Origin of the sequence: Clostridium lundense DSM 17049 (genome assembly GCF_000619945.1) — a bacterium.
GTDB classification, from domain to species: domain Bacteria; phylum Bacillota; class Clostridia; order Clostridiales; family Clostridiaceae; genus Clostridium_AO; species Clostridium_AO lundense.
In genome coordinates, this window is record NZ_JHVC01000002.1 from 321,614 (window position 1) to 336,573 (window position 14,960).

Here is a 14,960-nt window from a genome sequence, read left to right on the forward strand (position 1 = left end):
AAATTTTAAATGCATGTCTATTGTAAAAGTGAAGGACTAATAAAGAAGAAAAAAGGTATTGAGAGAAATTATTATATAGAACCAATATGCTGTAGAAATTGCGTAATGCGAAAGGCTTGTGATGAAAACTTATTATTTTTATATATAATGAATGGATTAAAATCCATTACGGAAATTTATAGACACATGCAGGATGAAAATATAAATGTAAATCTTGAAAAGCCAAAGGAGTTTACCTTAGAAGAGCTTTCTAAATATGATGGCACTATGGGGAAACCAGCCTATGTAGCTGTAAATGGAACGGTATATGATGTAAGTAACGAAGCTAGTTGGGGAGGAGCTAGCCACTTTGGACTTATTGCAGGTAAAGATTTAACAGCTCAATTTAATGGATGTCATGGTAACGCAAGCATATTATCTAATTTGCCTAAAGTAGGTACATTAAAATCTTAGGAATGATTTTAGGGGGAATCAAAATGAAAGAAGAAATAGGTTGTCCATTAATATCTTATAAGGAAGTTACTGCTAAGGTACTTTCAGAAGAGGCCATAAAACTTATGAGAGAAGGAAAGGCAAAAAAAATTAATGCAATGTGGCTAGAAGTAACAGGATGCTCTGGAAACATCATTTCATTTTTAAATGGAGAAAATCCAGGATTAATTTATGTATTAACACAATTGGTTAACTTAACCTATAACAATAGCCTTATGGGAGAAGAAGGAGAAAAGGCATTTCAAATATTTTTAGATACCCTAAATACTGAATTTATTTTACTAGTGGATGGAGCAGTTTCTACTAAGGAAAATGGACTATATAATATTGTGGCTAAATATAAGGGAAACAGTATCACTGCTTTGGAAGCAATAAAAATGGCAGGAGAAAAGGCAAAATATGTAGTTGCTGTGGGTACTTGTGCTTCTCACGGAGGAATTTCTGCAGCAAGACCTAATCCTTCAGGCAGCAAAAGCGTAAAGGATGTATTAAATAGAGAAGTTATAAGATTACCTGGCTGTCCATGCCATCCAGATTGGGTAATAGGAACATTAGCTCACCTGGTGGCTTATGGTAAACCAAAATTAGATTCACTAGAAAGACCTGTTATGTTTTATGGAGCTACCATTCACGACTCTTGTACAAGAAGAGGATATTTTGAAAAGGGTATATTCGCCAAAAAACTAGGAGAAAAAGAATGCATGTTTAAACTAGGATGCAGAGGTCCAGTTACAAGAACGGATTGTCCAAGAAGAAAATGGAATGGATATGTAAATTGGCCTATAGGAGATAATACACCCTGCATTGGTTGTGCACAGGCATATTTTCCAGATGGGATGGAACCGTTCGTTAGATATTGATTTTTGAATCAATATCTAACAATGAAGAGTTAAGAGTGAATAAAGAGGGGGGTTCTATGAGTAAAGTTATAAATGTTGATCCTATAACTAGAATGAGTGGTTTTTTGGAGATAACTGCTAAGGTAGAAGAAAATACAGTTATAGATGCTGCCACTAGTGGATTACTATTTAGAGGATTTGAAAAAATGCTTAGAGGAAGATCGCCTCTAGATGCCATATATTTTACTGAAAGAATATGTGGTATCTGTTCTACAGCACATAGTATGGCATCTACTTTAGCATTAGAGGATGCCCTGAAGATATCTCCTAATGAAAATGATAAGTATATTAGAGATATATTACATGGTTTTGAATTTTTACAAAATCATATAAGACATTTCTATCTGTATATTACACCTAGCTATGTTAAACTTCCAGACATCAACCCTATTTCACCTCAAGATTCTAAGGACTTTAGATTACCAAAAACTTTGGATGAAAAAATAAGTAAAAATTATATAAGAGCTATAGAATACAGTAGACTAGCCCATGAAGGTTTAGCAGTTCTAGGAGGTAAGGCTCCTCATAACCACGGAATTTTTGTAGGTGGAGTTACAGTAAATATTGATGCTTATAAATTAGAAAAGATAAGGTCTATTATTTTAGCAATAAAAGAATTTACTAATTTGATGTTAGAGGATGCGTATACTATTGCAAAATATTATCCTGATTATTTTAAGAAGGGCATAACTTATCCATATTTTATGACTTATGGATCATTTAATAATTATTATGAAAAGGACTTAATTTATGTAAATCCTGGAGTAAGCATTGATGGAAAAGTTTATTCATTAGATTCAAATAAAATCACAGAAAATATACGATATGCTTGGTATATAAGTGATAAAAATGTAAAAAAACCTGGACAGGATGCTATAGAAGAAGTAGATATTTCGAAAAATGATGCATATAGCTTTATTAAGGCACCTAGATATGAAGGTTTGCCTATGCAAGTAGGACCTTTAGCTAGGCTTGTCATAAATGGAGAATATAAAGGTGGTAATGGAACTATGGATAGAATAATTGCCCGGGCAATAGAAACTAAAAGAATTGCGGAGATTATGGGAAAATTATGTCAAAGGGTGCAGCTTAAAAATAATAATCAAGGAATTTATTCTATCCCTGATAAGGCATATGGAGTAGGACTTATAGATACTACCAGAGGAGCTTTAGGGCATTGGGTATCTATAGAAAATAAGATAATCAAGAATTATGATCTCATTACTCCTACTATGTGGAATCTTTCGCCTAAGGATGAAAAAGGATTATATGGAGTAACAGAAAAAGCCCTTGTTGGGACGGAATTAAAAAATACAGAGGATCCTATAGATTTAGGAAGAATAGCTAGAGCCTTTGATCCCTGTGTTTCTTGCGCTACTCATGTAATGGTAGATGGAGAAAAAAATATGGGAATTAGGATATTGTAATATGGCTATAAAGATTATTGCTATAGGGAACATACTGATGGGAGATGATGGGGTAGGAATTAGAATTGGAGAAAAAATAAAGAATGAATTGAAAAAGATAAATATAGAAGTAATAATAGCAGAAACAGATTTTCAATATTGTGTTTCGAGAATACAACAGGGGGATTTTTTATTTTTATTGGATGCTTCTATAATGGGGAAGAAGCCAGGGGAAATTACAGTTATACCAATAGAAAATTACATTTATAAAGGAGATTTATATTCTCAGCATGGGTGTAGTTTGCTTACACTAATTAATTTATATAAGAAAGAAGTAAAAGGATATATCATAGCTATTGAGGTAGAAGAAATTAAATTTAGTTTAAATCTTAGTACAACATTAGAAAGTAAATTGAATAACATAACAGAAGAAATCATAGAAATAATAAAAGAAGTTTTAAAATGTAATAATTTGTGGGAGGAATTGCTATTAAACCGCAGGGATTATTAAATTTATTAACTAATGTACCACAACAAGTATTAACTAAATTAGTTCAGTTATCAAAAAATGAAGAAGTATTGCAGGGCAAGGTTGAGTTAACAGTTATTTATGCGGCAAGACCTGAGCAGGTAGCTCAATCTGTAGGAAGATTAGGAGGAAGTTTTGAAGACTTAGGATATAATTTTGGCATAATTACATTGAATGCAGAAGATGTAGAAAAGATATCCCAAGTACAAGGTATACAATATGTAGAGTTACCTAAAACTGTTTATACCAGTGATGCAAGCAGTAATAGAGCTGCTTGCGTAGATACATTACAAGATTTATATGGATTAACAGGTGAAGGAGTATTAGTTGGATTTATTGATTCCGGTATAGATTATACTCATCCAGCATTTATAGATGACAAGGAAGAAACGAGAATAGATTATATTTTGGATTTTTCTCAAGGGGGAAAGGTGTGGAATAGAACGGATATAAATAACGCTCTTAAATCTCCCAATCCACTTAGTGTAGTTCCAGAACAGGATACTTTAGGTCATGGCACTCATGTAGCAGGTATAGCTTGTGCTGGAGGAAAAATAAACAAACAGCTTTATGGAGTAGCATATAAAAGTTCTATAGCAATGGTTAAAATAACTCCGGGAGGAAAGGTTAGTTACTCAAAAGATACCTTAATTATGAGAGGAATAAAGTTTTTAGTAGAAAAAAGTAAAGAATTAAAAAAACCACTAGTAATAAATTTAAGTTTTAGCACTAATGATGGTTCTCATGAAGGTAGCAGCTTATTTGAACAATATATAAATACAGTATGCAGGTTGGAGGCTATTACATTTGTTATAGCCTCAGGAAATGAAGGAGATAAGGCACATCATGTAGGAGGAACTGTACAGGAAAAGCAAAGCATTCTTATGAACATTGCATCAGATGAAATAGGGATAATACTGCAAGTATACAAGGATCTTCAAAATAATTTTACACTTGAAATAGTAAATCCATCAGGAGTAAGCTCTGGTGAAATTGCATTGGATCAAGGATATAAAGAAGGAAAAATTGGAGAAGACAGATATTATATATATAATACTGGTCCAAAACCATACAATATAAATGGGGAGATAATTATAAGTTTGTTGCCAGTAGGAAATTATCTTACTTCCGGTGAGTGGAAGTTAAACATTACTTGTACAGATGAATATAAGGGCAATTATAATATATGGATGCCTATAAGTGAATCTTTAAATCCCAATACTAAATTTTTACGTCCTAATGTATTCAATACGTTAGGTATTCCTGCCACAGTTAGCAATGTGATTTCTGTAGGAAGTTATGATTATAGAACAAATAATATTTCTTCTTTTTCAGGTAGAGGAGCTTTATCATCAAATACAATTAAACCAGATTTGGTAGCTCCAGGGGATGAAATATTATCCACAGTACCAGGCAAAACTACAGATACTAAAAGTGGTACTTCTATGGCAACACCTCATGTAACAGGTATATGTGCACTATTTGCTGAATGGGGAATGGTAAAAGGCAATGATCCATTTTTATATGGGGAAAGACTTAAGTATTACTTGCTTAAGGGTGCTAGAAGAAACAGGCCTGGAGTAATTTATCCAAATCCAACTTGGGGATATGGTGAAGTATGTGCTAGAGATGCTTTTGAGTTATTAAAACTTTCAAGGGGGGATATTTCCCATATGAATTATATTAATAGAGAAATGAAAAATGGAGATAAAGAATATAATAATTATGTAATTGAATATGATGGAGATATAGTAAAAGCAATTCAAAATATAGATTATGCTAAGGTATTTATATTAGATGAAGACTTCGCAATATTATCTGTGGAAAAAGGAAGAGAAACAGAAGTGTTAAATAATGTTCCTCAGATAGTGTATGTAGATAGAACGTACATTTTTACATTGATGGAGACTCAACCAGTAGATGCAGCAAATATTACAGAATTTCATAGTAGTCCATATTTAAATTTAACAGGCAGTGGGGTCTTGGTTGGCATAGTAGATACAGGTATTGACTATTTAAATAGTGAATTTACTTATGAAGATGATACCACAAGAATCGAAAGAATGTGGGATCAAACTGATGATAAAGGACCATCACCAATAGGGCTTCCATATGGAACAGAATATAAAAGAAATCAGATAAACGATGCTATTAAGGCATCAAAAGGGGGAAGAGATCCGTATAGTATTGTAGGGATGAGGGATACTGTAGGACATGGGACACAAATGGCTGGACTTATAGGAGCTAGAGGTAAGAGTAGAGAAGTCATAGGAACGGCACCAGATTGTGAATTTGTAATAGTAAAGTTACGACCTAATAGTCCAGAGCAGGTAACTAAAATGATGGGTTATAATTTTGATAAGGTACCTACTTATGATACAACTAATATAATTACAGGTATAAAATATTTGACTCAGGTAGGAAAAGAACTTAATAGGCCTATGGTTATATATGTACCATTAGGAAGTAATAGAGGTCCTCATGATGGTAATACTGTTATAGAAAGATATATAGATAACATATCAAAGGTTAGGGGATTAGTGGTAGTAACTGGCTTAGGAAATCAAGGAGATACAGATACTCATACATCAGGAATTTTAGAGAAGACTGGAGATACAAAAACTATAGAAATAAGAGTAGCACCTCTTCAAAGACATTTAACTTTTGAAATATGGACTAAAAAGCCTAATAAAATTTCACTAGGAATAGTTTCACCTTCAGGGGAAAATGTAGAAAGAATCCCCGCAAAGCTGAAGGAGCAGGAAGAAATAAGTCTAGTTTTTGAGGGAAGCAGGATATTTGTAGAATACTTTTTACCAGAAGAGCTTACAGGAGATGAACTTATAAGAGTTAGAATTGATAATATAAGAGAAGGAGTATGGCAGTTTAAACTTACAGGGGATTTTATAGTAGATGGAAGATTTGATGCTTGGTTACCTCAGTCACCTTTATCTGAAAGCGGTACTAAATTTTTAAGTCCATCGCCTTTTACTACATTACAAACTCCCTCTACTAGTGTAGATGTTTTATGCTGCGGATTTTATAATCAAAGCAATAATTCAATTGTGGCCCAATCTTCACGAGGATATACTAGGGATGGAAGAATAAAGCCTGATGTAGCTGCTGGTGGTATAAATGCAAAGACTACATCTATAGGTGGTGGAGTAACAACAGTAAGTGGTAGTAGTGTAGGGTCAGCTATTTATGCAGGGGCATGTGCATTACTTTTTCAATGGGGTGTAGTGGAAAAAAATGACCCTACTATGTATGCAACAAAAATGAAAACTTATTTTATAAGAGGGGCTACAAGAAGAAAGGGAGATACTTATCCTAATTCAGAATGGGGTTATGGAATATTAAATTTACGGGGAGTATTTGAAAATATAAGACATTTAGATGAGAAGATGAGAGGGTATAAGAAATTTAGTACAGGAGAGGTATATATAAATATTCCTTTAGAACTTCTATGATTTTAAAATTTAATTTGTAATTGTGATAAATTAAATTATAGTGACAATAAAATAAAACAAAGCATACTATATTATGATAATAATATTGAAGGAGCACTTTCTTTAAATGGCAAAAGGAGCATTAAAAGTTCAAGTATGGAAAGGTGATTCCTTTGTACCTGTGGAGAATACAAAGGTAACAATTGTGCAATCGGGAAAAACTCCTCAATCAACTATAGAGAAAACAGATAGAACAGATTCCTCAGGATTAACTGAACCGGTAGAGTTAAACGCGCCACCTATAGAGGTATCTCAAAGACCCAGTAATCAATTACCCTATAGTCTAGTAGATTTAAAAGTAGAAGCTGATGGATTTGTTCCAATAGCTATAAGGGGGTGCCAGGTTTATCCTGAAAGGGTTGCTTATCAGGAATGTAGGTTAGTTCCTAGAAGTTCCCCTGCTGCATCTAGATTAAGACAAGGAGAAGAAATAATAAATATACAACCTAATGCTTTAGTAGCTAATTTTCCACCTAAAATACCAGAAGATCCAGAAAAGCCTCTTCCACCTCCTAGTAGTGGTTTTGTTGTGTTGGACCAACCTGTAGTACCAGAGTTTATTGTAGTACATCAAGGTCTTCCGGATGATCCTTCAGCTGCAAATTATACTATGCGATATAAGGACTATATTAAAAATGTAGCATGTTCTGAAATATTTTCAACTTGGCCTGAAAGTACAATAAGAGCTAATGTTTATGCAATTATATCCTTTACTTTAAATAGAATATACACTGAATGGTATAGGGCAAAAGGAAAAGATTTTGATATTACAAGTTCAACTGCATATGATCACGCTTTTAGTTATGGAAGAAATATTTATGAAAATATAGTTAGAGTAGTAGATGATATATTTTCTACTTATATAAAAAGACCAGGAAAGAAACAACCTCTTCTTACCCAATATTGTGATGGAGTAAAGGTTCAATGTCCAGGGTGGATGACTCAATGGGGAAGCAAATATTTAGGAGATCAAGGTAAAACACCTTACGAGATACTTACTAATTTCTATGGCAGTGATTTAGGATTAGAAACAGCTAAAGAAGTAGCTGGTATGCCAAGATCTTGGCCAGGATATATTCTAACTGAAGGAACAAGAGGAAGAGATGTAAGGACTGTTCAAACTTATTTAAATAGAATTTCCCAAAACTATCCTGCTATACCTAAAATGGCAGTAGATAGTGTTTATGGTCCTTCCACTACAGCTTCGGTAAAGGCTTTCCAAGAAATATTCTCATTACCGCCTTCAGGTAATGTAGACTATGCTACTTGGTATAGAATTTCCGATATATATGTAGGGGTAACAGGTATAGCAGAACTAAGAGGAGAAGAAAATTGCAGAGATCATGAATACTGTAAGGAAAAAATTTTTATTCCACCGGTACCATTCAAGGACAGGGATAGTAAGGATATGCCGTACACATACTATCCAGAAGATTGATTCAGATTACAGAGGACGGAGCGCAGGTTATAGATTGTGGGGCCAGATTTTTGCTTAACAAAAACCTGGCCCTATAATTTAAATTAAATAGGTTCATACATAATCTCAAAGTAACCTTGTGGATGATGACAAGCTGGACAAATGTTAGGTGCTTCTACGCCTTCATAAATATATCCACAGTTTCTACATTTCCACTTTCTAGAGGAGTCTTGTTTATAAAGTTTATCATTTTTTAATCTATCCAATAAATCTAAATATCTTTTTTCATGAGCAGTTTCAATCTCAATGATTTTTCTAAAAGCCATTTCAATTTCAGGAAAACCTTCTGCTTTTGCAGTATCGGCAAAGGAAGGATAAGCAGTTCCCCATTCTTCTTTTTCACCTTCCGCTGCATATTGAAGATTTTGTTCAGTATTTCCATATCCTACTGGATACTCTGTATCAACCTTTATATGAGCTTTACCTAGTCCTTCTACTAAAAAATTAAAAAATGTTTTAGCATGGGCTTTTTCATTATCGGCTGTTTCTAAAAATATTGCAGCTATATGCTTATGCCCTTCTTTATCAGCGACTTTAGCATAATATGTATATCTGTTTCTAGCTTGAGATTCTCCAGCAAAAGCTTTTGCTAAATTATCGGCAGTTTGTGTTCCTTGTAAATTTTTCATTATAGGTTCCCCTTTCATATTCTTTTTTAATAATTAAGTTTAGTTTAGCCAAAATGTGTATTAATTATTATTTAAGCTTTTCTGTAGTGGCAACGGAGGAAAAGTATCCTTATTTGTGATCTATACTCTATAATCTGTACTCTGAAAAAAGTGTATTGCACTTTTTTATGTTATTATAGTGAATAACAAATTGAAGTATTGTGGATAAAATAATACAATTGAAGTAAGAGATTAGGCACATTAAAATAAATAGCCTAGCATACTGACTTATTTATTTTTTAAATGTGGCCTTATATAGTGGAGAGTTGAAAACTATGGATAGAGTTATTATGCATGTGGATATGGATGCTTTTTTTGCATCAGTAGAACAAAAAGATAACCCGAATCTTAAAGGAAAGCCAGTAATTGTAGGGGGGATAGGAGAAAGAGGAGTAGTAGCTACTGCTTCTTATGAAGCTAGAAAATATGGAGTACATTCTGCTATGCCAATGTATATAGCTAGAAAAAGGTGCCCTTTTGGAGTATATCTTCCCACGAGGCATGAAAGGTATAGAGAAATTTCAAGAGAAATATTTGAAATACTTTATTCTGTAACATCTATAATAGAGCCCTTGTCCATAGATGAAGCATACTTAGATATAACAAATGTATCAATTGACCCAATAGAGGTAGCTTTATGCATAAAGCAAAGAATAAAGGATAAGATTGGATTGACTATTTCTGTGGGGATTTCTTATAACAAATTCTTAGCTAAACTTGCATCTGATTGGAACAAACCTAATGGAATAAAAATGATAACAGAAGAAATGATCCCTAATATACTAAAACCTTTACCAATAAGTAAGGTTTATGGAATTGGTCAAAGATCTGTTCAAAAGTTACATAATATAGGTGTGTTTACTATAGAAGATATGTATAAATTATCAAAGGAATTTTGTGTTGAGTATTTTGGAAAGTTTGGGGTAGAAATATATGAAAGAATAAGAGGAATAGACAAAAGGGAAGTTAAGATTGATAGAGAAAGAAAATCTATTGGGAATGAAGTAACCTTAAAGAAAGATATAAAGGATAAAGAAGAAATGAAGAAATATTTAAAACACTTTGCTCATAATATAGATATTAGCTTAAGTAAAAAGAATATGATAGGTAAAACAGTTACAGTAAAAATAAAGACTGCTAATTTTATTAGCCATACTAGAAGTAAAACATTAAATTATTATATAAAAAATGAAGATGATATTTATTGTATTGCCTGTGAAATATTGGATGATATAGAGTTTGAGGATGATATAAGATTAATAGGACTTACTTTATCAAGTTTAATGGAAAATAAAATTAAGCAATTAACACTAAATGATTTTCTGTAAAATAAAAAGTATGTTTGATTATATTTTAATTTTTAAATATAATATTAGTACATCACATTATAGTGATGTGGGAGGGAGAGGGAAAAATAAAAAAGGAAGAGAGAATTGAGCAAAAAACTTAATAATTTATTTAATTTAAAGGAACAAAATGCTACAGTGAAAGGAGAAGTAATAGCCGGACTTACAGCTTTTTTTGCCATAGTGTATATTATTGCTGTTAATTCATCTATACTTTCAGATGCAGGATTACCTGTAGAAGGTGCTATTATTGCTACGGTATTATCTTCTTTTGTAGGATGCCTGATTATAGCTTTTATGAGTAATGCACCAGTTATTATGGTACCAGGTATGGGAGTAAATGCATTATTTTCATACACTATAGCAGGAGTAATGGGATTATCTTGGCAGCAGGCTTTGGCAGCGGTTTTTATATCAGGAATTGTATTTTCTATAGTAACTTTTACAAAATTAGCTACTACTTTAACAGAATCTATTCCAACTTCTTTAAAAGAAGCTATAACCGTTGGAATTGGACTTTTAATCACTTTTATTGGTTTACAGAAAAGTGGAATTATAATTGGTAGTCCAAAGACCTTTGTTGCACTAGGTCATTTTAATGAGACTCAGGTTTATGTAACCTTTATAAATTTAGTTGCTACTTTAGTATTATTTATTATGGAGGTACCTGGTAACTTTCTTATAAGTATGGTAGGAGGAACTGTTATTGCTTATTTATTTGGCCTTGTGGATATTTCACAGATTACATTCTCTAACTTTTCTTTAAGTAGTTATAAGCAAGTATTTTTAACTATGGATTTTAGTAAAATTGCATCATTATCTTTTTGGATAGCCGTATTTTCATTAACTTTAGTATTGGTTTTTGAAAACTTAGGATTACTTCATGGACAGATTAATGTAATGCTAAAGCAACCACATAAGTATAAAAAAGGTTTTAAAGCTTGCGCGCTATCAGCTATTACCTGTGGAATATTTGGTACAAGTCCTACTGTAGCAACTATAGAAAGTGCAGCAGGAATAGCAGCAGGTGGAAAGACAGGGTTAACGTCTATTGTTACGGGAGTTTTATTTTTATTATCATTATTTTTTCTTCCAATAATAAGGATAATACCTAATTGTGCTATTTCACCTATATTAATAATTATAGGTGGTTTAATGATGAAAAATACATTGAATATAGACTTCAATGATTTCTCAGAAGGTTTTCCAGCATTTTTAACTATAATTATGGTACCGCTTACATTTAGTATTGTGGATGGTATGGCTTTTGGATTTATTGCATATCCAATTGTTAAAATAGCTAATAAAAAAGCTAAGGAAGTTTCTATTCCTATGTATATAATTTCAATTATATTTTTTATTAACTTTATATTACATGGGATTTCATGATTTAAAAAAGTGCGAAGCAATCTTTTTAAACTGCAGCGCACTTTTTTTATTTCGATAATTTGTAATTACATTGCTAATAGTTTTGAATTTAAATTGATTTTTTAAGTATAGATATTTATAATGGTAATTGAATGGATAATGGTATAATATGTAGAATTTATTATAATATTATCCAAATTACTATATAAAATTGCTAGGGGGAAATTTATATGAGTTTTTTCAAAACAAATGACAATGTACAAATATACTACGAAGTTAAAGGAGAAGGAAAGCCAGTTTTATTTATTCCAGGATGGTCATGCAGTATACATTTTTTTGATAGAAATATAAATGAATTAAGTAAAGAATATAAAGTCATTGCAATGGATTTGAGGGGCCATGGTGATTCAGAGAAACCTGGGCATGGTTATAGAATTTCAAGATTTGCTAAAGATATAGAAGAACTTTTAGAATACTTAAATGTACAAGGTGTTACTGCTATAGGTTGGTCTATGGGAGCTTCAATATTATGGAGCTACTTAGAGTTATTTGGTAATAAGAGAATTTCAAAATTAGTATCAGTTGATCAATCTCCAGCTCAATATATAGGACCAGATTGGAAATGGGGACAAACTGGATGCTATGATGTAGAGGCTTTTGTAAGATTATGTGGAGATTTAACTTATGCAGAAAAGGGAGCAGCTGAAGGTACTGTAAGAGCATGTTTGAACCATGAACCAACAGAAGAAGAATTAAATTTCTTGGTAGATGAAATTATGAAATGTCCAGCAAGAGTAAAAATAGAAATAATGAGAGATCACACAAATCTTGATTGGAGGGATTTCTTACCATATATAAATATACCTACTTTAGTGTGTGTTGGTAGAAAGAGTCAGGTATTCCCATGGGAAGGTAGCGCTTATGTAGGAGAAAAAGTAAAGGGTGCTAGAACAGAATTCTTTGAAAATTGCAGTCATATGCTTTTCTGGGATGAAGCAGAAAAGTTTAATTCCTTAATAAAAGAGTTTGTTGGATAAGATTTTTTAGAGCAAAGAGCAAAGAGTACGGATAAGGATAATTTTTCTCCATTGGCATTACGAAAAATTTTAAATTATTTAATAAATACGCTATCCGTAGCATGAATGGATTATTAATTTAAGGTTTTCTGTAGTGTTAACGGAAAAAAAGCCTCCATGATCTGTACTCTGTGCTCTATAATATGTACTCTAAAAAAAGTGTGTCGCACTTTTTTTGATTGCGGCACACTTTTTTATTATCTAGAGCTAATATCAATACTTCCATTATCATTATATATTTTTATAGGTAGAGTGCTATTTCCAATAGTTTTATCTACAGACTCTTTATTAGTTTCAGATTTATCTATAGGCAAATCAAAGTCGTTGTTTATTTTGCCAAATTTAGTGTTTAACATAAAATGACCAGTTTGTTCTTTAGGAAATGATAAATTAACATTTCCGAATTTACTAGTTAAAGTTATATCTTTATTTATAGTTTTTGAACTTTCAAGTTTTGTGTTACCATTATTATTAGATACATCTATTTTTCCGGATATATCAGATACATCTATAAGACCAAAAGAATTTTTCGCATTAAGAGATCCGTTAACTTTAATTACTTCTAAGTTTCCATTTTTAGATTGAGTAGTTACATTTCCGTTTATATTGTTTATAGAAGTTTCTCCAAAGGAATTTTTAGCGTCTAAGGATCCAGTGATATTAACTGCTTCTAGATTTCCATTTTTAGATTGAGCAGTTACATTTCCCTTTATATTGTCTATAGAAGTCTTTCCGAAAGAGTTTTCTGTAAGTAAATTTCCAGAGATATTTTCTACTAATATAGAACCATTTTTATTTGTTACTTTTAGTCCTTTAGATAAGTTTTTAACTTCTGTATTTCCAAATGAATTTAATACTTCAGCATAAATTTTTTCTGGCACTTTAATATGAAGATTTAAATTAACTTGAGCAGAGTTATTGTTAAAATTGTCATATCTATTATCAGTAGTTATTCCAATAGTATTGCCTTCAGATATTTTAACTAAAGAATTAGGTAGAGTTTTAATAAGCTTTTCATCATTACATGCTATAGTTCCGTCTGCTGTAATTTCTATATTGTTGCTTGAAGATTTATCAATAGATACATTTGCAGATCTAGTATTTATAATTAATCTACCAGAGTTTTTAGGGTTTACTGTATAGTTTTTAGTGAATTTAGATTGATGCGTATACTTTAAGTTATAGAAATCACGAATTTTCATTCCATCTTTGGTAAAGTCTATAACCATATTACCTATAAAAAAGCATCCACATAGAATAAATATTATGAAAAACATAAAAATACTAATTCCACCGAGTTTAAGCTTTTCATTGCCTTTTTGGGCCAAACAACTAGATACTAAAATTTCTATACCAAGTAATATAAATATGATAGGCCAAAATTTTATAACTTTTCCCATCAGAGTCATATCCACTGTATTACCAATTATAAATATTATTCCTGTAAAAATTAAAGTTAAACCTAAGGTTAAGGAACCTACTCTCCATTGACGCATTTTATTTTAAGTCCTCCTTTTTACCAGGCAATAGTAGTCTTTTTTTTCCCATAAGAAGTTTAATACCAACACCTATAAATATCAATGAACATACAATAGTTTTAAAATAGTGAGTTACTTCCCAACTTATATAGACACCTGTAATAGGAAGGATTACATTTCTTAATAAAGACATAGCACCTATAAATATTAGAATATAAGCAAAAGTTTTATTTCCATTTATATTTAATGGAATATTAAAATTTAATGTATCATCTGGAATAACTCCTGAGTTTAAAATTTTTCTTACATCAAAAATACTATAGAACCAGATTACAGGTATAAATATTGTAAGTAAAGGAATGTCAATCCAACTACATAAGGTTATCAATAGAAAAAACGAAACCATAAGTTGTACGCCTTTTCGTTGTAATCCAATATACATATGACCTGCTCCAGGAATTAGAGAAAAGAAAAAGGCCAAGAATTTTTTATTTTGCATAATAAACATCTCCTTATAGATTTAATTTTTCATTTGTAAATATCATACTTGAAACTTCTTAATTAAAAGTTAGATATATTATTAATTTTTTCTTAATTTCTTCATAAGATTTTTACATTAAAAATTTATTACACAAATTGGGAACTGGCGAATAAAAAATAAAATTTTGTAGTAAAATATTAAAATTTGTCGTATTTGTACGATAACATACAT

The 14,960-nt window shown here is 31.5% G+C and carries 12 protein-coding genes; 9 read left to right on the top strand and 3 right to left on the bottom strand.

The genetic code is table 11. The annotated features are described in order from the left end of the window. Positions 1-9 precede the first annotated feature (9 nt). The 6 genes from T514_RS23825 (at position 10) to T514_RS0105355 (ending at position 8,273) form a co-directional block, all read left to right on the top strand. A complete protein-coding gene (locus T514_RS23825; protein ID WP_207640916.1) occupies positions 10-453 on the top strand; it encodes a cytochrome b5 domain-containing protein in 444 nt (147 codons plus the stop codon). A 23-nt stretch (positions 454-476) separates the two neighbouring features. Continuing rightward, a complete protein-coding gene (locus T514_RS0105335) occupies positions 477-1,352 on the top strand; it encodes a hydrogenase small subunit (RefSeq protein ID WP_027623848.1) in 876 nt (291 codons plus the stop codon). 56 nt (positions 1,353-1,408) lie between these two features. Beyond that, a complete protein-coding gene (locus T514_RS0105340) occupies positions 1,409-2,818 on the top strand; it encodes a nickel-dependent hydrogenase large subunit (protein ID WP_027623849.1) in 1,410 nt (469 codons plus the stop codon). Position 2,819: 1 nt separating this feature from the next. Then, the gene (locus tag T514_RS23830) at positions 2,820-3,308 is read left to right on the top strand and encodes a hydrogenase maturation protease (RefSeq protein ID WP_051541787.1); all 489 of its coding nucleotides are present in this window, start codon (positions 2,820-2,822) and stop codon (positions 3,306-3,308) included. After that, positions 3,272-6,796: a S8 family peptidase gene (locus tag T514_RS0105350; protein ID WP_169735802.1), complete on the top strand. Its 3,525-nt coding sequence runs from the start codon at positions 3,272-3,274 to the stop codon at positions 6,794-6,796. Before T514_RS23830 ends, T514_RS0105350 begins: the two co-directional genes overlap by 37 nt. 106 nt (positions 6,797-6,902) lie before the next feature. Next, positions 6,903-8,273 carry a peptidoglycan-binding domain-containing protein gene (locus tag T514_RS0105355; RefSeq protein WP_027623851.1) on the top strand — a complete coding sequence of 457 codons (1,371 nt, stop codon included), beginning with the start codon at positions 6,903-6,905 and terminating at the stop codon, positions 8,271-8,273. A gap of 83 nt (positions 8,274-8,356) precedes the next feature. On the opposite strand, the gene rbr is transcribed toward T514_RS0105355, so the two are convergent. Continuing rightward, positions 8,357-8,941, bottom strand: coding sequence for a rubrerythrin (rbr, locus tag T514_RS0105360; RefSeq protein WP_027623852.1), 585 nt, complete (start codon positions 8,939-8,941; stop codon positions 8,357-8,359). Between the two features lie 314 nt (positions 8,942-9,255). Here rbr and T514_RS0105365 point away from each other — a divergent pair, with 314 nt between their 5' ends. From T514_RS0105365 to T514_RS0105380, 3 genes are all read left to right on the top strand, one after another. Next, positions 9,256-10,308 (top strand): DNA polymerase IV, encoded by a 1,053-nt coding sequence (locus T514_RS0105365; RefSeq protein ID WP_027623853.1) that lies wholly within the window; start codon positions 9,256-9,258, stop codon positions 10,306-10,308. 105 nt (positions 10,309-10,413) lie between these two features. Then, positions 10,414-11,715 carry an NCS2 family permease gene (locus tag T514_RS0105375; protein ID WP_027623854.1) on the top strand — a complete coding sequence of 434 codons (1,302 nt, stop codon included), beginning with the start codon at positions 10,414-10,416 and terminating at the stop codon, positions 11,713-11,715. 209 nt (positions 11,716-11,924) lie between these two features. Next, positions 11,925-12,731 (top strand): alpha/beta fold hydrolase, encoded by an 807-nt coding sequence (locus T514_RS0105380; protein WP_027623855.1) that lies wholly within the window; start codon positions 11,925-11,927, stop codon positions 12,729-12,731. Between the two features lie 236 nt (positions 12,732-12,967). On the opposite strand, the gene T514_RS0105385 is transcribed toward T514_RS0105380, so the two are convergent. Both T514_RS0105385 and T514_RS0105390 read right to left on the bottom strand, forming a co-directional pair. Then, entirely contained in the window at positions 12,968-14,266 is a 1,299-nt protein-coding gene (locus tag T514_RS0105385) for a DUF4097 family beta strand repeat-containing protein (RefSeq protein WP_027623856.1), read from the bottom strand. 1 nt (position 14,267) lies between these two features. After that, positions 14,268-14,747 carry a hypothetical protein gene (locus T514_RS0105390; RefSeq protein ID WP_027623857.1) on the bottom strand — a complete coding sequence of 160 codons (480 nt, stop codon included), beginning with the start codon at positions 14,745-14,747 and terminating at the stop codon, positions 14,268-14,270. Positions 14,748-14,960 lie beyond the last annotated feature (213 nt).

Bases quoted from the DNA above. Each gene is read 5' to 3' on its own strand.
- T514_RS23825 (WP_207640916.1), top strand. From the start codon at position 10: ATGCATGTCTATTGTAAAAGTGAAGGACTAATAAAGAAGAAAAAAGGT.
- T514_RS0105335 (WP_027623848.1), top strand. From the start codon at position 477: ATGAAAGAAGAAATAGGTTGTCCATTAATATCTTATAAGGAAGTTACT.
- T514_RS0105340 (WP_027623849.1), top strand. From the start codon at position 1,409: ATGAGTAAAGTTATAAATGTTGATCCTATAACTAGAATGAGTGGTTTT.
- T514_RS23830 (WP_051541787.1), top strand. From the start codon at position 2,820: ATGGCTATAAAGATTATTGCTATAGGGAACATACTGATGGGAGATGAT.
- T514_RS0105355 (WP_027623851.1), top strand. From the start codon at position 6,903: ATGGCAAAAGGAGCATTAAAAGTTCAAGTATGGAAAGGTGATTCCTTT.
- rbr (WP_027623852.1), bottom strand. From the start codon at position 8,941: ATGAAAAATTTACAAGGAACACAAACTGCCGATAATTTAGCAAAAGCT.
- T514_RS0105365 (WP_027623853.1), top strand. From the start codon at position 9,256: ATGGATAGAGTTATTATGCATGTGGATATGGATGCTTTTTTTGCATCA.
- T514_RS0105380 (WP_027623855.1), top strand. From the start codon at position 11,925: ATGAGTTTTTTCAAAACAAATGACAATGTACAAATATACTACGAAGTT.
- T514_RS0105385 (WP_027623856.1), bottom strand. From the start codon at position 14,266: ATGCGTCAATGGAGAGTAGGTTCCTTAACCTTAGGTTTAACTTTAATT.
- T514_RS0105390 (WP_027623857.1), bottom strand. From the start codon at position 14,747: ATGCAAAATAAAAAATTCTTGGCCTTTTTCTTTTCTCTAATTCCTGGA.